A 21,134-nucleotide genomic window follows, 5' to 3' on the forward strand; every position below is an offset into this window, starting at 1 on the left:
CGCGCCACGGTGCGGTCTCAATAGACAGAGATAAGGGTATCCCTGTCAAGACGGAAGAGAATGAAGTAGCGCCGTGTCTCGCGTTTTCTTCGGTCCGTGTCGCTTGCGTCCTGCGCTGTAGCGCCTGCGCTAGGCGGGGGCCGCCGGGGCGCAGGCCGCGAGAGGCTGAGCATCATCTCGTCGCCGGTCGCGCCATCGTCACGTGCGTCGCCCTGGTGTGCGGCCGTCGCGTCTCGGCCAACATCTCTTTGTGCAGCAAGGAGCTACGACCGGCGCCCGCCAGGGAGCGCGTGGGCGAAAATCCGTTGACGCTCCGGTGAGCCGTCCCGGTGGCGCGACGCTCACGCCGCTCCGGTCGCGTCGAGTCGGACTTCTTCGTGTCGCGAAATCGTGCGTTTGGCGGACTCCAACCCCGTGTTTTCACTTGACGTAGTGGACCGTAGGCAGGTTAGAACGGTGACTCGCACTCGCTGCAACGATGTTACGTCCCGGAGGCAGAATGATGACAAGTCACGTTATCTCGTCCCTCCGAAAGCTCTCTGCGACCACCGCCCTGCTGATCGCGATCGCCGCCTACCCCGGCGTCGCCGGCGCCCAGATGGCGCTGCGCCTCGGGCCGACCAACACGACGACGTACGTCACGTTCGGTGCGACCTCGGCGCTGGGGCTCGCCACGTTCACGGTCGAGACGTGGTTCAATCGACAGGGGACGGGTGTCGCGACGTCGACGGGAAGCGGCGGACTCGCCTCCTTCGTTCCGCTCGTGACCAAGGGGGCCGCGCAGGGCGACGCGAGCAACGTCGACGCCGACTACGTGCTCGGCATCAACACCGCCGGCAACGTCATCGCGGCGGACTTCGAAGAGGGCGGCGCCGGGACCTCGCCGGGGTTGAACCACCCGCTCTCGGGCGTCACGCCCGTCGTCAACAATACCTGGTACCACGCGGCGGTCACCTACGACGGCACCACGCTGCGCCTCTACTTGAACGGCGAGGTCGAAGCCGAGCTGGTGGTCGGCCAGCCGACGCGGTCCGACAGCATCCAGCATGCGGCGCTCGGCACCACGCTCACGTCGACCGGAACGCCGAGCGGTTTCTTCGACGGCACGCTCGACGAGGCCCGGATCTGGAACGTCGCGCGCACGCAGGCGCAGATCCGCGCGACCATCAATACCCAGAATCCGTCGGATGGCACGCTGGTCGCGCGGTGGGGCCTCGACGAGACGTCCGGAACGACCGTCAACGATTCGGCCGGAACCCCGCAGAACGGCACCATCACCGGCACGAGCTTCAGCCGGGTTGCGAATGCGCCGTTCGACATCCTCACCTGCGCCGGCAACGCGAGCTCGATGATCCGCCTGGACGGCGTCAACGACTACGTCGCCCTCGGCAACCCCGCCGAGCTCGGCCTCACGAGCTTCACGATCGAAACCTGGTTCAAACGGGAAGGTGTCGGCGTCGGCAACACCACGGGGGCTGGAGGCATCGGTGGAACCGGAGGCCCGCCCGGCTCCCTGGTCCCGCTCATCACCAAGGGGGCACCCGAGGCCGACGGCTCGAACCTCGACGCCAACTACATCTTCGGCATCAACACGACGGGCAACGTGCTCGCCGCCGACTTCGAGGAAGGGCCCGGGGGGCCCGGCCCGCTCGGCGCGAACCATCCGATCGTCGGCGTGACCGCCATCACCGACAACAACTGGCATCATGCCGCCGCGACCTACAGCACCGCGACGCGCGACTGGCGTCTCTATCTCGACGGCGCGCTCGAAGTCTCCGCGATCCAGGGGGCGGGTGTGGTCCCCCGCTCGGACAGCCTCCAGCCGGCCGCGCTCGGCACCATGCTCACCTCGACGAGCACGCGACTCGGCGCGTTCGCGGGCGTGCTCGACGAAGTCCGGATCTGGAACGTCGCCCGGACCCAGGCGCAGATCCAGGCCGACATGTCGAACCAGCTCACCTCCGGAACGGGGCTCGTGGCGCGCTGGGGGCTCGGCGAGGGGACCGGAACGACGGCCGCGGACTCCGTCGCGCCGGCATCGAACGGCACGCTGACGAACGGGCCGGTCTGGACCGCCAGCAGCTCGCTCTTCGACGCCACCGCCGCGTGCAGCGACGGCGCATTCTGCAACGGCGCCGACACCTGCAGCGGCATCGGAGCCAACGGACTCCGCTGCACGACGCACGCCGGCGATCCCTGCACCGCAGGCGCGGAGTGCAACAACGTCTGCAACGAGACCCTCGACAACTGCGCCGTCACCGCCGGCACGCCGTGCACGAACGACGGCAACGCCTGCACCGACGACCAGTGCAACGGCGCGGGGGCCTGCACGCATCCGAACAACACGGCGCCCTGCAACGACGGCAGCGCCTGCACGACCGTCGACGTCTGCGCGGGCGGAACGTGCGTCGGCAGCATTCCGCCCAACTGCGACGACGGCAACGTCTGCACCACCGACGGCTGCAACCCCGCGTCCGGGTGCACGCATGCCAACAACACGGTCTCGTGCAGCGACGGCAGCGCCTGTACGGTGGGTGACACGTGCAGCGGCGGCACCTGCGTTGCCGGCCCGCCGCCGAACTGCGACGACGGCAACGTCTGCACCACCGACGGCTGCAACCCCGCGTCGGGGTGCACGCACACCAACAACACGGCACCGTGCAGCGACGGCAGCGTCTGCACGGTGGGCGACACGTGCGCGGGTGGCGTCTGCGTCCCCGGTGGCTCCCTCAACTGCAACGACGGCAACCCCTGCACCGACGACTCCTGCAACCCCGTGACCGGCTGCGTCGCCACCAACAACACCGCCTCCTGCTCGGACGGCAACGCCTGCACCACCGGCGACGTCTGTAGCGGCGGCTCCTGCGTGGGCGGGCCTCCCCTCGTGTGCAACGACGGCAACCCCTGCACCGACGATTCCTGCAACCCCGCCACCGGCTGCGTCGCCACCAACAACGCCGCGTCCTGCTCGGACGGCAACGTCTGCACCACCGGCGACGTCTGTAGCGGCGGCTCCTGCGTCGGCGGGCCTCCGCTCGTCTGCAACGACGGCAACCCCTGCACCGACGATCAGTGCAATCCCACGACCGGCTGCTTCGCCCTCAACAACGCCGCCCCGTGCGACGACGGCAATGCCTGCACGACCGCCGACACGTGTGCAGGCGGCTCGTGCATGCCCGGCGCTCCGCTCTCCTGCAACGACGGGAACGTCTGCACGGACGACGGCTGCAACCCCGCGTCGGGGTGCACGCATGCCAACAACTCCGCTCCATGCAGCGACGGCAGCGCCTGCACGACGGGCGACCTTTGCGCGGGCGGTGCGTGCGTCGGTGGGCCGCCGGCCAACTGCGACGACGGGAACGTCTGCACCGACGACGCCTGCAACCCCGCATCGGGGTGCACGCATGCCAACAACTCGGCTCCGTGCAACGACGGCAGCCAGTGCACGACGGCCGATACCTGCGCCGGCGGCGCCTGCGTCGGCGGGCCTCCACCCGACTGCAACGACGGCAACGTCTGCACCGACGATGCCTGCAATCCCGCATCGGGGTGCACGCACACGAACAACACCGCGTCGTGTGACGACGCCAATGGCTGCACGTCGAACGATGCGTGCGCCGGCGGCACCTGCCAGGGTGGCCCGCCGACCGTCTGCGACGATGGCAACGCCTGCACGGCCGACTCCTGTTCGAGCCCGAGCGGCTGCCAGCACACGGCGATCGCCGGCTGCTGCAACACGAACGCGCAGTGCGCAGATACCGACCTGTGCACGACGAACGAACGATGCGTGGCGCACGCCTGCGTCAGCGACCCCGTGAGCTGCAACGACGGCAACCCGTGCACCGACGACGGCTGCAACCCGCCGAGCGGATGCCTGCACGTCCCCAACAACCTTCCGTGCAGCGACGGCGACGCGTGCACGACGGCCGATGCCTGCAGCGGAGGAGCCTGCATCGGAGGTCCGCCGCCCAATTGCAACGACGGCAACCCGTGTACCGACGATGCCTGCAACCCCGCTGGCGGCTGTACGCACACCAACAATACGGCGCCCTGCAGCGACGGGTCGTTCTGCACGACGGGCGACACCTGCAGCGCAGGGAGCTGCGTCGGCGGCCCGCCATCCAACTGCAACGACGGCAATCCGTGCACCGATGACGCGTGCAATCCGTCGTCCGGCTGCACGCACACGAACAACGCCCTGCCCTGCAGCGACGGCGCGTTCTGCACCGTCGGCGACGTCTGCGCGGGCGGCGCGTGCACCGGCACGCCCCGCGACTGCAATTCGGCCGGCGATCAGTGCCACACCGGCACGTGCGACGAGGGGCTCGACCAGTGCGTCGGACCGGCCAAGCCGAACGGGAGCCCGTGCAACGACGGAGACGTGTGCACGACCGGGGAAACGTGCACGAGCGGATCCTGTGGCGGCGGCACGCCAACGGTCTGCGCCGCCTGCGAGACGTGCGACGCCACCGGCGGCTGCCAAGTCGGGCCACGGACCGACTGTCGGGCGTCGATCCAGGCATCCTCGAGCAAGCTCGCCATCTACGACAAGACGCCCGACACGGCTCTGGTGTCGTGGAAGTGGTCCAAGGGAGACGCGACGTCGGTCGAGGATCTCGGAGACCCCCTCGTGACCACGGACTACACGCTGTGCATCTTCGACCAGAACGGGCTGGCGGTCCGGGCGACGGCGCCCGCCGGCGACGACTGCGGGGCGAAGCCGTGCTGGAAGGCGCTCGGCCTCATCGGCTTCAAGTATTCGGACAAGGACCGGACGCCCGAGGGCGTTCTCAAGCTGCTCCTCAAGTCGGGGGACTCCGGCCGGGCGAAGGCCCGCATCAAGGCGAAGGGCTCCAACATTCCGATCATGGCGCTCCCGCTGGCACCACCCGTGACGGCGCAGCTCCAGGCCGCCGGCAACGCCTGCCTGGAGAGCACGCACAGCGCGAGCAGCATCCTCCGCAACGAGGACACCGTGTTCAAGGCGAAGAGCGACTGACCGGAGAGAACTCGTGCCGCATCGCCCTGCCCGAATCCTCCCCGCCCTGTTGGGACTCGTCGCATCGACGTTGGCGGTGGCCGCTCGCCCGGCGGCGGCGGCCTGCAGCAACCCCGGCGGCGCCTGCGCGATCGACTTCGGCGGGACGAATTCCTACGTCACGTTCGGCAACACGCCGGCGCTGGGGCTCCCGCAGTTCACCCTCGAGCTGTGGTTCAACCGCCAGGGGACCGGCACGACCGCGACCACCGGAACCGGCGGCGTGACGGCGGTCCCACTCATCACCAAGGGGCGGGGCGAAGCCGACGGCAGCAACGTCGACATGAACTACTTCCTCGGCATCCGCACCACCGACAACCTGTTGGTGGCCGACTTCGAGGAAGGCGCGGCGGGGGCGCAACCGGGACTGAACCATCCGATCGCCGGCACGACGCCCATCGCAACGGGCGTCTGGTACCACGCCGCCGTGACCTACGACGGCGCCACGTGGCACCTGTACCTGAACGGCATTGTCCAGACGACGCTGGCCGTGAACCAGCCGCCGCAAGCCGACAGCATCCAGCACGCCGCGCTCGCGACGGCGCTCACGTCGACGGGAGCGGCGGCCGGCTTCTTCGACGGTGTCATCGACGAGGCGCGCATCTGGAGCTACGCGCGCAGCGCGGCCGAGATCCAGGGAGCATTGAACCAGGAGGTCTACTCGGCACCCGGTCTGGTCGCTCGATGGGGCCTCAACGAGGGAACCGGCGGGACGGGAACCATCGTCGCCGACAGCGCGGCACCGCCGCAGAACGGCACGGTGATCGGTGCGAACTTCCAGTGGACCGACGGAGGTCCCGTAAGCGCGAACCTGCCGCCTGCCACGCCCGGCCTCAATGCGCCCGCCGACGGTGCGACGAACGTATCGACCGCCCCGGTCCTCGACGTCGCGGTGTCCGATCCGGAGCTGAGCCCTCTCGACGTCACCTTCTGGGGCCGAGAGGTCATCGCACCGGGTCCCGACTTCACGGTCGTCATCCTGCCCGACACGCAGTACTACTCGTGCGGAGTGCCCTGCAGCAGCAGCCCGGCGGTGTTCCAGTCGCAGACGCAGTGGATCGTCGACAACCGGCTCGCGCGCAACATCGCGTACGTCGGGCATCTCGGGGACTGCGTCGAGCACGGCAACCTCGGCAACGGCGTCGACCCGAACCCCGACTACGAATGGAACAACGCCTCCGCCGCGATGAGCCTCATCGAGGATCCGGTCGCGACGCAGCTCGCCGACGGCATGCCGTTCGGCATCCTTCCCGGCAACCACGACCAGACGCCCAACGGCGATCCCGTGGGTACGCCGCCGGAGAACTCGACCGCCAAGTTCAACCAGTTCTTCGGCGTCTCGCGCTACAGCGGCAGGGCCTACTACGGCGGCCACTTCGGCACGAACAACGACAACAACTACACCTTGTTCAGCGCGAGCGGGCTCGACTTCGTCGTCGTCGACCTCGAGTACGCTCCGACGCCCGATCCGGCCGTGCTGGCCTGGGCCGACGGCGTCCTGCAGGCCCACCCGACGCGACGCGCGATCGTCCTCACCCACCACATGCTCGGCACGGGCAACCCCGGGGCGTTCAGCGCACAAGGACAGGCGATCTACGACACCCTGAAGCACAACCCGAACCTCTTCCTGCTGCTCGGCGGCCACGTGCCCGGGGAGGGGCGGCGCCAGGACGTGTTCGACGGCCGGGTCGTGAATTCGCTGCTCTCGGACTACCAGGGTCGCACGAACGGCGGGAACGGCTGGCTCCGCGTCATGACCTTCTCCCCGGCGAACGGCACGATCCAGGTGCAGACGTACTCGCCCTGGCTGAACCAGTTCGAGACGGACGCCGACAGCCAGTTCACCCTCACCTACGACATGGCGACCACGGGGTTCGCCCCGATCGCAACCGTGCCCGGCGTCGCGTCGGGCACCAACGCGCAGGCGACCTGGGCGAGCCTGTTCCCCGGCATGAGCTACGAGTGGTACGTCACGGTGAGCGACGGCGCGAACACGTCGACGGGGCCGGTCTGGAGGTTCGCGACGGGGCTCTGCGGACCCGACGGAGCGTCCTGCAACGACGGCCTCTTCTGCAACGGAGCCGACTCCTGCAGCGGCGGCATGTGCAGTGTCCACGCGGGCGATCCGTGTGGCGGCGGCCCCGAGTGCGCCGAAACGTGCGACGAAGTGCGCGACGACTGCTTCGAGGCCGCCGGAACGCCGTGCACGGACGACGGTAACGCGTGCACGAACGACGTCTGCAGCGGAGCCGGAGCCTGCGTGCATCCGGAAACCACGGCCGCGTGCTCCGACGGAAACGCCTGCACCACGGGGGACGTCTGCAGCGGGGGCGCCTGCATCGGTGGGCCGCCGGCGAACTGCGACGACGCCAACCCGTGTACCGACGACACCTGCGACCCCGCGACGGGTTGCCTCAACACCCCCAACACCGCCGCGTGCTCCGACGGCAGCGCCTGCACGGTGGGTGACACCTGCGCCGGCGGGAGCTGCGTCGGCGGTCCGCCGCTCGACTGCAACGACACCAACCCGTGCACCGACGATGGCTGCAACCCGGCTACGGGCTGCACCAACATTCCGAACAACGCCGCGTGCGACGACGGGAATGCGTGCACCACCGTCGACGTCTGCAGCGCCGGCGCGTGTCAGGGAAGCATCCCGCCGAACTGCAACGACGGCAACCTCTGCACCGACGACACCTGCAACCCCGCGTCGGGGTGCGCGCACACCTTCAACACGACCTCCTGCGACGACGGCGACGCGTGCACCATCGACGACGCGTGCGGCGCGGGGACGTGTCATGGAGGGACGGCGGCCAACTGCGACGACGCCAACGCGTGTACGGCCGACAGCTGCGTCCCGGCGTCGGGCTGCGTCCACGCACCGCTGCCCAACTGCTGCATGACCAACGCCCAGTGCGCCGATAGCGACCAGTGCACCACCAACGAGCGGTGCGTCGGCAACACCTGCGTGACCGATCCGGTCGGCTGCAACGACGCAAACCCCTGCACCAGCGACGGCTGCAATCCCGCGTCGGGCTGCACGCACACGCCCAACAACCTCCCCTGCAACGACGGCAACGCCTGCACGACGGCGGACGCCTGCAGCGGCGGCGCGTGCGTCGGCGGCCCTCCGCCCAACTGCAACGACCTCAACGTCTGCACGAACGATGCGTGCAGCCCGACGTCGGGCTGCACGCACACGCCCAACACGGCGCCTTGCACGGATGGGATCTTCTGCAACGGCCTCGATACCTGCGCCGGAGGCACGTGCAGCGTCCACGGCGGCAATCCGTGTCCGGGTCCCGACGGCGACGGCGACTGCGCCGAATCGTGCAACGAGGCGACCGACCGCTGCACGGCGCCCGACCCCAACGGGTCGCCGTGCAACGACGGGCTCTACTGCACCGTCGGCGAGGTGTGCAACGCCGGCGTCTGCACCGGAACGCCGCGCGACTGCAGCTCCAGTGGCGATCAATGCCGCACGGGCACGTGCAACGAGACCGCCGACGCGTGTGACGGGCCGCCCAAGCCCGACGGCACGCCCTGCGACGACGGCAACGCATGCTCGAACGGCGAGAGCTGCGTGGCCGGTGTGTGCTCCGGCGGTGCGCAGACCATCTGCCCCGCCTGCGAGACCTGCATCGCCCCGGGCGGCTGCCAGACGGGTGCTCGTCCCGATTGCCGGACCCCCATCGCTCCCCTCAGGGGAAAGCTGGTCGTCTTCGACCGGATGCCCGACGCGGGCGACGGCATCGCATGGAAGTGGAGCAAGGGCGCGGCGACCGCCTTCGGGGATCTCGGCGATCCAGTGACGTCGACCGACTACACGCTGTGCATCTTCGACCACGGCGGCAGCCACCTCGCCGTGAAAGCCACCGCTCCCGCCGGCCGCATGTGCGGATCGGTCCCGTGCTGGAGGCGACTCGGAAGCTTCGGCTTCAAGTACACCGACAAGGGGCGGCTGCCCGAGGGTGTGCTGAAGGTCTTGATCCGCAGCGGGGGTAGCGGCTCCGCGAAGGCGCAGCTGAAGGCCAAGGGTGACGCCATCCCGCCCTTCGCGCTCCCGCTCGTCACTCCGGTCGTGGCGCAGCTCCAGGCGACCGGCGCCGCATGCTGGCAGACGGACCACGTGGGTCCGCCGGCGCTGCAGCGCAACGACGGCATGCAGTTCAAGGCCAAGGACGAGTAGGTCGCCCTCGCGAGGGATCGTCTCCGCTAGATGTCGCTGCTCTGAACGTTGTTCACCCGGGACCTCCTGGGGCAAAGGGTTTGTACCCCTACAAATCCAACGCCACAGGAGGGAGCCCGAGTGCGAGTGCATCGTAACGCAAAGACGACCCCGAGGGGCAGAGTCCTGCTGGTCGAGCGCGTAATGGCGGGCGGCTGGACGATGAAGCAAGCCGCGACGGCGTGCGGCATCAGCGTGCGAACCGGGTACAAATGGCTGGCGCGGTTTCGGGCGGAGGGAGCGGCGGGGCTGGGGGATCGCCCTTCGGTCCCGCATCGGTGTCCGCACCGCACCCGGGCCCGGCTCGAGCAGTGGATCGTGGGCTTGCGAGCGCGGCGGCTGAGCAGTCCGGTGATCGCGTATCGGACCGGGATTCCGCGGGCGACGGTCGGCAACGTGCTGCGCCGCCATGGGCTCGGGCGCTTGCCGCCGCGGGAGCCGCCGGGGCCGGTGCGCCGCTACGAGCGCGCGCGGCCGGGCGAGCTCGTGCACATCGATACGAAAGCCTTGGGCCGTATCGCCGGCGTCGGCCACCGCATTCACGGCGATCGCCGCACGCGGGTGCGCGGCATCGGGTGGGAGCACGTCCACGTGTGCATCGACGACGCGAGCCGGCTCGCCTACGTCGAGACACGCGCGACGAACCAGCAGCACGATGCGATCGGCTTCCTTGAGCGCGCGCTTGCGTGGTTTGCGGCGCGCGGGGTACGCGTCGAGTCCGTGATGAGCGACAACGGGTCGGCGTATCAGGCGCGCGCGTTTACGGCGGCGTGTGTCCGGCTCGGCCTCCGCCATCTGCGCACGCGGCCCTACACGCCACGCACCAACGGCAAAGCCGAGCGCTTCATCCAGACGCTGCTCCGGGAATGGGCCTACGCGCGCGCTTACGCGACCTCTGCCCGGCGCCGGCGCGCGCTCCAGCCGTGGCTGCGCTACTACAACCACCGCCGCCCGCACACCGCCCTTCGCGGACGGGCGCCGATCACCCGGCTCCAGGAGGTCGCGGCATGAACAACCTCCTGAGCAGCGACAGCTAGAGGCGAACCGGCAGACGCTCGAGGCCGCGGAGGATCACGGTGCGGTGCCACACCGGCTCGCCGTCCAGCGCCAGGTCCGGGAACCGTGCCAGCAGCGCGGGAATGGCCGCGCGCGTCTCCATGCGGGCGAGCTGCGTGCCGGGGCAGTAGTGCGTCCCGAGCCCGAAGCCGAGGTGCGGGTTCGGCGAGCGCCCGACGTCGAGGCGATCCGGCTCGTCGAAGGCCGCCGGATCGCGATTGGCCGAGCCGATGCCGAGCAGCACGGTGTCTCCCGGCGCCAGCGCCCGGCCGCGCAGCTCGCACGGCTGCGCCACCACACGTGAGAGGAGCTGCGGCGGCGTTTCGTAGCGCACGAGCTCCTCGACCGCGGTCGTTGCGAGCGACGGTTCGGCGCGGAGCCGCTCGAGCTCGCCGGGATTGCGCAGCAGCGCGAGGAGCCCACCCGCGATCAGGTTGACGGTGGTCTCGTGGCCGCCGAACACGAGCGCCGTGCACATGGCGACCACCTCGACCTGCGAGAGCCGGTCGCCGTGGTGCTCGGCGCGGACGAGGCGTCGCACGAGGTCGTCGCCCTCCGTGTCGGCGCGCTCGACGAGGAGGCCCATGACGTACGCGCCGATCTCGCGCAACCCGGCCGACACGTCCTCCGATCCGTACATCCGGTCCATGCCCCGCGCGATCGTGCGCGACAGCTCCTGGAACCGCGCGCGTTCGCCCTCGGGGATGTCGAACAGCTCGGCGATGACGCGGATCGGCAGCGCGTAGGCGAAGTCACCGACGAGATCGGCGTGCGCGCGACCGACGAGACCTTCCACCAGCTCGGCGACCATGTCGTCGATGCGCGGGCCGATCGCGCGGACGCGCGGCACGAGCGCCGCGCTCAACATCGCGCGGACCGCGGTGCACTCGGGCGGGTCGGACGAGACCGTTCGGACCCTTCCCTGCTCCGACGACGACAGTCCTCGGTTGGGACGCGACGCCCGCCGCCGATCGGCCGAGAAACGCGCGTCGTCGCGGAAGGCCGCCGCCACGTCGTCGTAGCGGAAGAGCACCCAGGCGCGGAGCTTCTCGCTCCAGTGCACGGGATCCTCCGCCCGGAGCGCCGCGTACTGCGGGTAGGGGTCGGCGAGGGCGGCGTCGGTGAAGGGATCGAAGCGCACCGGCCCCCTTGTTGCTCGCGATCCGGGGCAGCCGCAAGGCGACGCCATACCTGCTGGTCATCGTTGGTCGTCGCTCAAGACCTCGTGGGCCCGGTCGATCTCCTCCTGCACGCCATCGGTGACGATGACGACGGTACGGCCCGCACGGAGCGCGGCGAGGTACCCCGCGAGCTCGTCCCGGGGCACACCGGCGCTCAGCTCCCGCTCGAGCTGCTCACCGACTGGCCCGACGCCCACGACACCGGCGAGCGCTGCTGCGAGCAAGCCGGCGACGACCACCGGCCCGACGCCCGGCAGGACGAGGCTCGCCGTGGCGAGTCCGACGGCGCCACCGACGACGCCCGCGACGGCAGCGCCCGTCCCGGGCGCCTCGCCATCGTCGACGGGGACGAGTCGCTCGGCCTCCCGCGCGGACGTTCCCGGGCTGAGCACGCTGATGCACGCGAGGGAGACACCCTTCGCGAGCAGTCGTCTCACCGCGAGGCCGGCGGCCGCCGAGGAGTCGAAGATCGCGCCGATGGCGTACATCACCGGACCTTCCGACGCTCGAAGTTGGCTTCGGCGAATTCCCAGTTGACGAGGTGGTCGAGGAACGCGCTCACGTACCGCTCACGCTCGTTCTGGTAGTCCACGTAGTAGGCATGCTCCCACACGTCGATCGTGAGCAGCGGCGTCGCGTTCGTCTGCAGCGGATCCTCGGCGTCGTGCGTGCTCGCGACCCGAAGCTCGTGGTCCGCACCGACGACGAGCCACGCCCAGCCGGAGCCGAACTCGCCGCTCGCCGCTTCGGCGAACCGCTGCTTGAAGTCGGCGAACCCGCCCAGGTCGCGCTCGATGGCGGCGAGCAGGTCGCCGGACGGCTTGCCTCCGCCACCCGGAGTCATGCTCTCCCAGTAGAAGCCGTGGTTCCAGACCTGTGCGGCGAAGTTGAACACCGGACCGTCGCTGGTGCGAATGATCTCGGTGAGGTTTTCCTCGGCCCTGGGCGTATTGCCGATGGCCTTCTGCAGCTTCGTCAAATAGCCCCGGTGGTGTTTCTCGTAGTGAAGCTCCAGGGTACGGGCGCTCAGATAAGGCTCCAGCGCCGTCTTGGCGTAGGGCAGCGGGGGAAGGTCGAACTTCATTGACGAGGGCTCCTCTTCGGCTCAGCGTCCGCGACGTTTGAAGAACTGGACGGCGCGCTCGTGGCGTTGGGCCGCGGCCCGGCTCGCGAACGTCCCGAGGTTCCGGCGCTTGCGGGTCTTCGGATCCTTCTTCGCCGAATACAGGCGATAGCGGCCGTCCTTCAGCCTGCGGATCATGATCGCCGTTGCTGCATCGGACATGCCAAAAGGGGACGGCCGGGCGCGTGGGGACGACGGCTCCCCGATGGACGCAACATGTTCAGGATCGCCCCGCGTTTGTAGAAGGTGCAGCCGCCGGGTAACAGAGCGCCATGCCCGAGCAGCCCGTCGACGTGCTCATCATCGGCGCCGGCGCGTCCGGTGCGGCCGTCGCGTGGTCGCTCGCCGAGACGCGGATGCGGATCGTCTGCCTCGAGCAGGGCGACTGGATCAAATCCGACGACTACCCGGGCAACCGCGACGACTGGGAGCTGGCGCAGATCAGCGACTGGAGCCCCAGCCCGAACGTGCGCGGCCGGCGCGAGGACTATCCCGTCAACGACAGCGGCTCGCCGATCGCCGCGTCGATGTTCAACGCGGTCGGCGGCAGCACGATCCTCTACGCCGCGCACTTCCCGCGCTTCCATCCGTCGGACTTCCGTGCCGGGACGCTCGACGGTGTCGCCGACGACTGGCCGCTCGACTACGCGCGCCTCACGCCCTGGTACAACCTCAACTCGCGCATGATGGGCGTCTCGGGGCTCGCCGGCGATCCCGCCTACCCCGCCGATCCGCCCAAGGAGTTCCCGCTGCCGCCGATCCCGCTCGGGAAGCTCGGCGACACGCTGGCGCGAGGTTTCAACAAGCTCGGCTGGCACTGGTGGCCGTCGGACAGCGCCATCGCGAGCCAGGACTACGAGGGCCGCGCGGGCTGCGTCAACGCGGGCACGTGCCTGCTCGGTTGCCCGCACGGCGCGAAGGGCAGCACCGACGTCACGTACTGGCCGATCGCCATCCGGCGTGGGGTCGAGCTGCGCACGCGCTGCCGCGTGCGCGAGATCACCGTCGGGCCCGACGGGCTCGTCGACGGCGTCGTCTACTACGATGGCGACGGGGTCGAGCGTCGGCTGGCGGCGCACGTCGTCATCGTCGCCTGCAACGGGATCGGGACGCCGCGCCTCCTCCTCAACTCGCGCTCTCGCCGCTTCCCGGACGGGCTCGCGAACCGCAGCGGCCTCGTCGGGAAGAACCTGATGTTCCATCCGTACGCGATCATCACCGGCGTCTTCGACCACCCGCTCGAGGGCTACAAGGGCCCGCCCGGGTGCTCGCTCATGAGCCACGAGTTCTACGAGACCAGCGCGTCGCGCGACTTCGTGCGCGGCTACTCGTTCGAGATGCTGCGCGGCTTCGGTCCGGTCACGACCGCCCTCTACGGCCTCGGCGGCGGCCGCGTCCTCCCTGGGCCGGGGCATCACGAGGCCTTCTCGCAGCTCGTCGATCGCACCGCGGGCATCGCCGCGATCTGCGAGGACCTGCCGGAGCCCGAGAACCGCGTGACGCTCGACCCGGAGCTGAAGGACGCGAACGGGATCCCGGCGCCGAAGATCAGCTACCGCCTGAGCGAGAACAGCCAGCGCATGCTCGACCATGCCGTCGCGCGCGGCAAGGAGCTGATGGCCGCCGCGGGCGCGTACGACACGATGATCCAGGCGCCCCTCATGCTGGCCGGCTGGCACTTGATGGGTACGGCGCGCATGGGCACCGATCCCGAGACGTCGGTCGTGAACGAGTGGGGCCGCTGCCACGACGTGAAGAACCTCTTCATCGTCGACGGGAGCATCTTCGTGACCGCGGCGGCGGTGAACCCGACCAACACGATCCAGGCCCTGGCGCTCCACATCGCCGACTCGATCAAGCAGAACCTCGGGAACCTCTTCGACTGATGGACATGAACGACGATCAGCGGCGCGCGCTGGCGCCGGTGCTGGACGGGTTCATCCCGCGGAGCGCGGACGGCGTTCTGCCGGGCGCCGGGGAGCTGGACCTCGGGGGCGACCTCGACGTCGTGCTCCAGCGCGTGCCGGTGATGCACGCGGCCGTCGTCGCATCGCTGGCCGCGCTCGACCGGCTCGCGCAGAAACACGGGGCGGCGCGCTTCACGGCGCTGTCATCCGAACAGCAGACCCGAGTGCTGGGCGAGCTGTCGTGCTCCGAGCACGCGTTCCCGCCGATGCTGATGATCTACGCCTTCGGGTGCTACTACAAACATCCGAAGGTTCTCGCGCACTACGGGCTCGAGGCCAGGCCGCCGCACCCCGAGGGGTACCAGATCGAGCCGATCGACCTGACGTTGCTGGAACCAGTGCGAAAACGCGGGGCGATCTACCGGAAGTGTTGATGCCCGAGCAGGTTGCACATGCGTCATTGCCACGCTGTACCTAGACAGCCGGCATGCGCGAGTGGTAGCGCGGAAGCAGGGTGGCCACGGGAGAAGGCAGAGAGGCCGAGGCAATGAGGGAGAGCGTCACCCGACGGCTCCCGGCGGCGATCGCGGTCCTGCTCGGCTCGGTCGCGCTGAGCACGATCTTCGAGTGTCTCCGCTTTCCGGAGCGCCGCCTGTGGATGCTCGGCTTCGCGGCGTTCGACCTCGTGCTGTCGGCCGTCGTCTGGGGAGCCGTGCGGCGGTGGCCACGGTGGACGATCCCGATCGTGGTCTGCTTCGTGGACGTCGTCGGCGTCGACATCAACGCATATCACGCCATCGTCGACGCACCGGTGGCGATGTGCGTCTGGGTCCTGACGGCGCTCCTCGCGGGCAGCGCGGTCATCCTACCCTGGGGCCGTCGCAACCAGGCGCTGGCGAGCCTGGGCGTGCTCCTCACCTATCCAGTGCACCTCGCCGTCGCCAACAGCGATCCGCTCGCCTGGGCGGCGGGCGGCGCGTACCTGCTGATGGTGGTGGGCCTGTCGACGTTCGGCTCCTCCATCTTCGCGCGCTACATGGAGAAGGACCTGCAGCTCACTGCGGCCCTCTCGGAACGCGAGGCGCGGCTCCAGAGCTACTTCGATCTGTCGCTCGTCGGCATGGCCGTCGTCGACCACGACGGACGCTGCCGCGAGATGAACGAGGAGCTCTGCCGGATGCTGCAGACGCCGGCGGCCGAGCTGCTCGGACGGCCCTGGACGGCGCACGTCGATGCCAAGGACAGGGCCGTCGCCGACGGCCTCCTCGCGCAGGCGCTCGCCGCGGCGCCCGGCCGGATGGACCTGCGTCTCGTCGGCGCCGAGGGAAAGTCGATCTACGCCACGGTCGCCGTGCGCGGCCTGCCGGGCCCCGGCGGGACGATCGACCACGCGATGGTGCTGGTGCACGACATCACCGAGCGCCGCCAGCTCGAGATGGAGCGAGAGCGTTCGCTCGAGCTGACCGAGGCCGCGCGGCGCCAGGCCGAGGAGGCGAGCCGCGCCAAGGACACCTTCTTCGCCACGGTCTCGCACGAGCTGCGCACGCCGCTGACGCCGATCCTCGCCTGGGCGAACCTGCTCCAGGCCGGCGGTCTCGGCATCACGCGCACGGCGCGCGCCGTCAGCTCGATCCGGCGAAACGCCTACGCGCAGGCGCGCCTCATCGACGATCTGCTCGACATGTCGCGCATCGTCGCCGGCGAGTGGCGCTTCGACTTCCGGCCCGTCGACCTGGTGGCGATCGTCCGCACGGCTCTCGACGTCGTGCAGCCGGCCGCCGACGCCAAGCACGTGATGCTGACGGCCGCGTTGCCGGAGACACCGCTCGTCGTGCGCGGCGACGCCGATCGCCTGCAGCAGATGGTGTGGAACCTCGTCTCGAACGGCATCAAGTTCACGCCGCGCGGCGGAAGCGTCACGGTCACGGGCGAGCGCGTCGACGGCAAGGTGCGACTCAGGGTGGAGGACACGGGCGAAGGCATCCCGAGCGAGTTCGCCCCGCACGTCTTCGAGCCGTTCCGCCAGGCCGACGCCTCGCCCAGCCGCCGGTACTCGGGATTGGGGCTCGGCCTCGCCATCGTGCGCGTCCTCGTCGAGCGACACGACGGCACGGTGCGTGCCGAGAGCGCCGGCAAGGGTCGGGGCGCGATCTTCGTCGTCGAGCTGCCGGAGCTCCGCGACGCCGCCCCGGCGGACGCTCCCGCACTCCCCGACACCGTCGAGCCGGCGCTCGCGTTCATGGACGGCCCGCGCGCGGCGCTCGCCGGCCTCAAGGTGCTGGTCGTCGACGACGATCCCGACTCGAATGCGGTCGTGAAGGCGCTCCTCGCGTCGCGCGGAGCCGACGTGCGAACGGCCCTGTCGGCGTCGGCCGCGCTGGCCCAGGCCGAGCTCTGGCGCCCCGACGTGGTAGTGAGCGACATCGCCATGCCCGGCGAGGACGGCGTGGCGTTCCTGCGCGAGCTCCGCGCGCGCCGGGCGACGGTGGGCGACGTGCAGGCGATCGCGCTCACGGCGTACGGCAGCAGCACCGATCGTCGGCAGCTCCTCGCTGCAGGATTCCAGGCGCACGTCGCGAAGCCGTTCGATCCGGCGCACCTGGCCGCGGTGGTGGAGACGATGGCGTTCGCAGCCGAGTCGGGCTGAGCGCGAGCGGTTCAGGCGCTCACTGGATCCACGTCGCCGCCATCGGCAACAGGATCGCGCCCGGTCCGGGCAGGCCGGCCACCGTGTCGACCAACGGCGAGCCTGCCGACGCCTCGCAGAAGGTTCCGGCGAGCGTCACGTTCCCGGTCTTGGGGAACGTGGGATCGGGGAACGCCGGCGTCGGGGGCTCGGCGCTGCCCGCGCGAACGATCGGGTCCGGGGAGCACGGGATCGACGTGTTGCCGGTGCAGCAGTTCTGGCTGACGCCGCCCTTCACGTCGACGCACGCTCCCGTCGGGGTGGTATTGACGCACGCGGCCCCGGTGCAGGCGGTCCCGCACGTCCCGCAGCCGGCAGGCAGGCTCTGCGTCTGCCCGGGGCATGGCGGCGAGCCCGAGAGCGTCGAGGTCGCGGTCGTGAGCGGCAACCCGATTGGAATCCGGCCGGCGGGCGTTCCCGAGGGAGGACAATCGGCCGACAGCGTGTAGGTCTTGTTCCCCGCTGCGTTCGCGACGATCACCACGCCGGTGGTGGTGCATGCCCGGCCCGGCCTTGCACCGGAGTCGCAGGTCCCGGCCTGCCCGACGTCGTTGCCCGAGCAGCGCGGACACACCTGGGTGGAGGTGCTGAGGAAGACGCCCGACGACAGGTTCACGGAGCCGCCCATGACGCCGGTGGACATGTCGGCCGTGAAGCCCGAGATCTTGCTCGCCGCGAAGCTGTTCATGACGCACACCGGAACGTTCCCGGCGAGAAGCGGCAGCGGGGGACCGAACGTGGCCCCGTTGACCGCGTTCGTCTGCGCCTCGTCTTCTCCACACTGCGGGTTCGAGGTCGCGGTACAGCCCGTGAGGCACACCCGGAGCTCCGAGTTCGAGACGACGGGGAAGTTCTGGCTGGTTCCGCTCCACCCGTTGTCGAGATCGGTGCCGGCCGACGCCGCCAGGAGCTGGAGCTCACGCGGTCCCCCCGCGGGGTTCGCCGGGCACGCTCCACCGCCGGCGTTCGGGACGCAGCGGATCTTGATGACGTCCTTGTCCTTCTTCGGCTTCACGCTGTTGACCGCCGTGGAGGTGAGCGTGATCTTCGTCGATGGCTTCAGCTTGCCCTTGTTCGTCACCTTCAGGGGAAGGCGGATGATGCTCTCCGCCGAGCAGGTGGGCGTGGTGACCGGCGTCAGCGGCGGCACCGGCGGCGTCACGGGGATCTTCACGGATCCCAGCTTGACGACCTTCGGCTTCGCCTTGACCGTCACCTTGTCGATGGACGTGGCCGTGCACCCGGCGACGTTCGTCTGCGCCACGCAGACGGCGACGCCCAGGACGCAGACGCCGTTCTGGGTCGTGTCCACGTCGCATGAGGGATCGCCGTCCTGGCAGTCGAGGTTCTTCCCCTTGTTCGGCGTGATGCCGGACCACTCGACGTAGCAGTCGGTCTTCGCGGGTCCGCCTCCGGGAATCTGCGCCACCGCCGCAACCGGCAGCCCACCGAGGGCAGCGACCATTGCGAGTCGAACGATCACAGAATATCGGTGCATGGGGCTTCGGCTTTCGGCGCACCCGCAGTTCAGATCTCGACGGGGCTCGGTCCTGGATCTGCCCTATCCTTCCGGCGCCACTCTGGGAAGCGCCGACGTTCCCGTCGCGCCTTGGGGAGATCGAGTTCTCGCCGACGCACCGCCCCAACGATCGAAGCGCCCTCGACGTACGGAGCCGCATGGCGTGCCGCCGGGCGTCGCGCCCTGAGCCTGCGTGCCCGCCGCCATCCTCGCGTCGACCCTGCACGAACTCGTGCGAAATCGATGGGTCGCGCGCCGCAATGAGTGAGGTGTCGGCAAGGCACCTCGCTTGCAGCTCCAAGACACGTCAACGAGGGTGCCATGCGCTCGAGAGCGCTGCAGACGTCGCCCCTCGCGTGGCTCTTGCTCGCGGTGGTGGTGATGACGGGAACGGTGGGGAGAACGATCCGGCTCCCGCGTGCCGCCGACGTCGAGGCTTCACGCGCGACTCCGTCCACCGTCGTGGTCGAGCGGACGCCGCGGTCCGTGCACCGCACCGCCGTCGCTCCGGCCGCGTCCGACCGGCGTCCGACGGCCGCCGAGCGTGCGAAGCAGCGGCAGGCCGCCGCGATGCTGCTGCTCCTCATGCTCGGACGGGACCGCCTCGCGGCCGCCCCGAGGTGAGCACGTGTGGGGGAAACGAAAGGAGCACGCCCCGCCGCAGCGGGGGCTCGGAGCCTTCCTGGACGAAGGCTCCGAGATCGAAGGCAAGTACACCTGCAGCGGCACGGTGATGCTCGACGCCAAGGTCCGCGGCGAGATCACCTCCAAGGACACGCTCATCATCGGCGAGCACGGCGTCGTCGAGGCGCGCGTGCTCGGGGTCACGGTGGTCGTGCGCGGCAAGCTCGTCGGCACGATCGTCGCCACCGAACGCATCGACCTGAAGGGCAGCGCTCGGGTCACCGGCGACGTCGAGGCGCCGATCATCACCGTGGATGAGGGCGCGCACCTCGACGGCCGCTGCCGCACGACGAGAAAGACGCCGGCCGAGGCTCCACTCGCGGTCGTCGTCCCACTCAAGGCATGAACCCGCCGATCAACCTGCTCGTGGTCCATGGCGACGGCTCGCGCGTGCTGCGCGTCTGCCTGTCGCAGTGGATCGCCTACGCGACGGTCGGACTGGGTGCCGCGATCGTGACCGTCATGCTGGGCCTCGCGGGCCACTACGTCGTGCTCGCGCAGCAGTCCGGTCAAGTGGCGGGACTCCGCCAGCGTGTCGCCGACCAGTATGCGCTCCTGGCCTCCTTTCAGACGCGAATCGCCGCCATCCGCCGCGAGGTCGGGGACTGGAAGGCCGTGCACGCCAGGATGGCGGAGGCGTTCGGTCCCGAGGCGGGCGTGGACGAAGGGAAGAGTGGGATCGGCGGCGCGGCGGCCGACATTCCGGTCGACGCGAACGTCGCGCTCGCCCCGCAGGACGAGCTGGACCTGCTCGCGACGGGGGTAGCCGAGGAAGGGCCGCGACTCCACGCGCTGGAGCACGTCGTCAGCCGCGCCGGCGAGATGATGTCCAGGCTGCCGCTCCGCTGGCCCATCCGCGGACCGGTCAACTCGGAGTTCGGTCCGCGCCGTTCTCCCTGGAGTGGAGCACAGGAGCGGCACGAGGGGATCGACATCGGCAGTCCCTCCGGGACCCCGGTCGCGGCGCCGGCGGCGGGGACCATCGTCGTCGCGAACGCCCACGGCGACTACGGGAACCACGTCGAGATCGATCACGGCAACGGCGTGCGGTCGCTCTACGGCCACCTGAAGGAGATCGAGGTGAAGGTCGGCCAGCAGGTGAAGAAGGGACAGGTGGTCGGGCTCGTCGGCAGCACCGGACGGAGCACGGGGCCGCACCTGCACTACGAGCTGCTCGTGCAGGGCAGCCCGGTCGATCCCCGCGGATTCCTCTGGGAGCGGTAGAGTCGCCGTCAGGCGATCATCAGGCGCAGCGGCCGCAAGCGGCGGCGGAGGGGATCGAGCCCGAGGCCCAGCTCCTCGAGCGTCACCATCCCGAGCAGGCACGCGTCCCCTGCCCGTCCAAAGACCACGCGCGAGATGCCATGGCTGCCCTGGATCTCGAACCCGACGTGCCCGACGCGCCGCCGCACGCTTCGCCCGTCGGCCAGCCAGAAGGTCTCCATGCGCTCGGCCTCGACGCCGATCGACCGTAGCTCCGACGCCGGCACGACCGAGTAGATCGCGCCGGAATCGACCGTCATGTCGACGTCCGTCGTTCGCTCGCGATCGGCGATGTTCGCGAGGCGGGCGCGCACCGTCGTCATCCCCAGGCGGCGATCTCCTTCCAATCGCCGGCGTGCACGGAGGAGCGTCACGAGGCAATGCCTAGAACAGGGCTATCGGACGCGCAACGACTCCGACCGTCTCACCAACCCTTCGTCCTGATTCCA

14 protein-coding genes and 1 pseudogene are annotated in these 21,134 nt (G+C 70.0%); 9 read left to right on the plus strand and 6 right to left on the minus strand.

The window, feature by feature from the left end:
* Positions 1–502 precede the first annotated feature (502 nt).
* The 3 genes and pseudogenes from VMS22_04475 (at position 503) to VMS22_04485 (ending at position 10,303) form a co-directional block, all read left to right on the plus strand.
* On the plus strand, positions 503–4,999 hold the full coding sequence (locus VMS22_04475) for a LamG domain-containing protein (protein HXJ33275.1): 4,497 nt from the start codon (positions 503–505) through the stop codon (positions 4,997–4,999).
* A 76-nt stretch (positions 5,000–5,075) separates the two neighbouring features.
* Complete coding sequence (locus VMS22_04480; protein ID HXJ33276.1) at positions 5,076–9,227, plus strand: LamG-like jellyroll fold domain-containing protein; 4,152 nt, start codon at positions 5,076–5,078, stop codon at positions 9,225–9,227.
* A 120-nt stretch (positions 9,228–9,347) separates the two neighbouring features.
* Positions 9,348–10,303 (plus strand): annotated as a pseudogene (locus VMS22_04485) (IS481 family transposase).
* Here VMS22_04485 and VMS22_04490 read toward each other — a convergent pair.
* The 4 genes from VMS22_04490 to VMS22_04505 are packed head-to-tail and all read right to left on the minus strand — an operon-like array spanning position 10,300 to position 12,764.
* On the minus strand, positions 10,300–11,463 hold the full coding sequence (locus VMS22_04490) for a cytochrome P450 (protein ID HXJ33277.1): 1,164 nt from the start codon (positions 11,461–11,463) through the stop codon (positions 10,300–10,302). The pseudogene VMS22_04485 and the gene VMS22_04490 sit on opposite strands and share 4 nt — an antisense overlap.
* Before the next feature lie 57 nt (positions 11,464–11,520).
* A complete protein-coding gene (locus tag VMS22_04495; GenBank protein HXJ33278.1) occupies positions 11,521–11,991 on the minus strand; it encodes a hypothetical protein in 471 nt (156 codons plus the stop codon).
* The gene (locus VMS22_04500) at positions 11,991–12,587 is read right to left on the minus strand and encodes a superoxide dismutase (GenBank protein ID HXJ33279.1); all 597 of its coding nucleotides are present in this window, start codon (positions 12,585–12,587) and stop codon (positions 11,991–11,993) included. The genes VMS22_04495 and VMS22_04500 overlap by 1 nt, the downstream gene beginning before the upstream one ends.
* Positions 12,588–12,608: 21 nt before the next feature.
* Positions 12,609–12,764 carry a hypothetical protein gene (locus tag VMS22_04505; protein ID HXJ33280.1) on the minus strand — a complete coding sequence of 52 codons (156 nt, stop codon included), beginning with the start codon at positions 12,762–12,764 and terminating at the stop codon, positions 12,609–12,611.
* Between the two features lie 134 nt (positions 12,765–12,898).
* On the opposite strand from VMS22_04505, the gene VMS22_04510 reads away from it, so the two are divergent.
* From VMS22_04510 to VMS22_04520, 3 genes are all read left to right on the plus strand, one after another.
* On the plus strand, positions 12,899–14,512 hold the full coding sequence (locus VMS22_04510) for a GMC family oxidoreductase (GenBank protein HXJ33281.1): 1,614 nt from the start codon (positions 12,899–12,901) through the stop codon (positions 14,510–14,512).
* A gap of 5 nt (positions 14,513–14,517) precedes the next feature.
* The gene (locus tag VMS22_04515; protein ID HXJ33282.1) at positions 14,518–14,967 is read left to right on the plus strand and encodes a gluconate 2-dehydrogenase subunit 3 family protein; all 450 of its coding nucleotides are present in this window, start codon (positions 14,518–14,520) and stop codon (positions 14,965–14,967) included.
* 113 nt (positions 14,968–15,080) lie between these two features.
* On the plus strand, positions 15,081–17,180 hold the full coding sequence (locus tag VMS22_04520) for an ATP-binding protein (GenBank protein ID HXJ33283.1): 2,100 nt from the start codon (positions 15,081–15,083) through the stop codon (positions 17,178–17,180).
* Positions 17,181–17,199: 19 nt separating this feature from the next.
* Here the strand turns inward: VMS22_04520 and VMS22_04525 are convergent, their stop codons facing one another.
* Positions 17,200–18,684, minus strand: a complete 1,485-nt coding sequence (locus tag VMS22_04525) for a hypothetical protein (GenBank protein HXJ33284.1) — start codon at positions 18,682–18,684, stop codon at positions 17,200–17,202.
* Positions 18,685–19,059: 375 nt separating this feature from the next.
* On the opposite strand from VMS22_04525, the gene VMS22_04530 reads away from it, so the two are divergent.
* Genes VMS22_04530 through VMS22_04540 form a run of 3 tightly spaced genes read left to right on the plus strand, consistent with a single transcriptional unit; the run spans position 19,060 to position 20,646 of the window.
* Positions 19,060–19,362, plus strand: a complete 303-nt coding sequence (locus tag VMS22_04530; GenBank protein ID HXJ33285.1) for a hypothetical protein — start codon at positions 19,060–19,062, stop codon at positions 19,360–19,362.
* A gap of 4 nt (positions 19,363–19,366) precedes the next feature.
* Positions 19,367–19,768 (plus strand): polymer-forming cytoskeletal protein, encoded by a 402-nt coding sequence (locus tag VMS22_04535; protein ID HXJ33286.1) that lies wholly within the window; start codon positions 19,367–19,369, stop codon positions 19,766–19,768.
* A complete protein-coding gene (locus VMS22_04540) occupies positions 19,765–20,646 on the plus strand; it encodes a M23 family metallopeptidase (protein ID HXJ33287.1) in 882 nt (293 codons plus the stop codon). The genes VMS22_04535 and VMS22_04540 overlap by 4 nt, the downstream gene beginning before the upstream one ends.
* An 8-nt stretch (positions 20,647–20,654) precedes the next feature.
* Here VMS22_04540 and VMS22_04545 read toward each other — a convergent pair whose 3' ends face one another.
* Positions 20,655–21,059 carry a Retroviral aspartyl protease gene (locus tag VMS22_04545; protein ID HXJ33288.1) on the minus strand — a complete coding sequence of 135 codons (405 nt, stop codon included), beginning with the start codon at positions 21,057–21,059 and terminating at the stop codon, positions 20,655–20,657.
* Positions 21,060–21,134: the final 75 nt, after the last annotated feature.

It is taken from the genome of Candidatus Eisenbacteria bacterium (assembly GCA_035577985.1).
GTDB lineage: Bacteria > Desulfobacterota > Binatia > DP-6 > DP-6 > DATJZY01.

Coding starts and splice junctions, on each gene's coding strand:
- VMS22_04475 (HXJ33275.1), top strand. CDS start 503: ATGACAAGTCACGTTATCTCGTCCCTCCGAAAGCTCTCTGCGACCACC.
- VMS22_04495 (HXJ33278.1), bottom strand. CDS start 11,991: ATGTACGCCATCGGCGCGATCTTCGACTCCTCGGCGGCCGCCGGCCTC.
- VMS22_04500 (HXJ33279.1), bottom strand. CDS start 12,587: ATGAAGTTCGACCTTCCCCCGCTGCCCTACGCCAAGACGGCGCTGGAG.
- VMS22_04505 (HXJ33280.1), bottom strand. CDS start 12,764: ATGATCCGCAGGCTGAAGGACGGCCGCTATCGCCTGTATTCGGCGAAG.
- VMS22_04510 (HXJ33281.1), top strand. CDS start 12,899: ATGCCCGAGCAGCCCGTCGACGTGCTCATCATCGGCGCCGGCGCGTCC.
- VMS22_04515 (HXJ33282.1), top strand. CDS start 14,518: ATGAACGACGATCAGCGGCGCGCGCTGGCGCCGGTGCTGGACGGGTTC.
- VMS22_04520 (HXJ33283.1), top strand. CDS start 15,081: ATGAGGGAGAGCGTCACCCGACGGCTCCCGGCGGCGATCGCGGTCCTG.
- VMS22_04525 (HXJ33284.1), bottom strand. CDS start 18,684: ATGGTCGCTGCCCTCGGTGGGCTGCCGGTTGCGGCGGTGGCGCAGATT.
- VMS22_04530 (HXJ33285.1), top strand. CDS start 19,060: ATGCGCTCGAGAGCGCTGCAGACGTCGCCCCTCGCGTGGCTCTTGCTC.
- VMS22_04540 (HXJ33287.1), top strand. CDS start 19,765: ATGAACCCGCCGATCAACCTGCTCGTGGTCCATGGCGACGGCTCGCGC.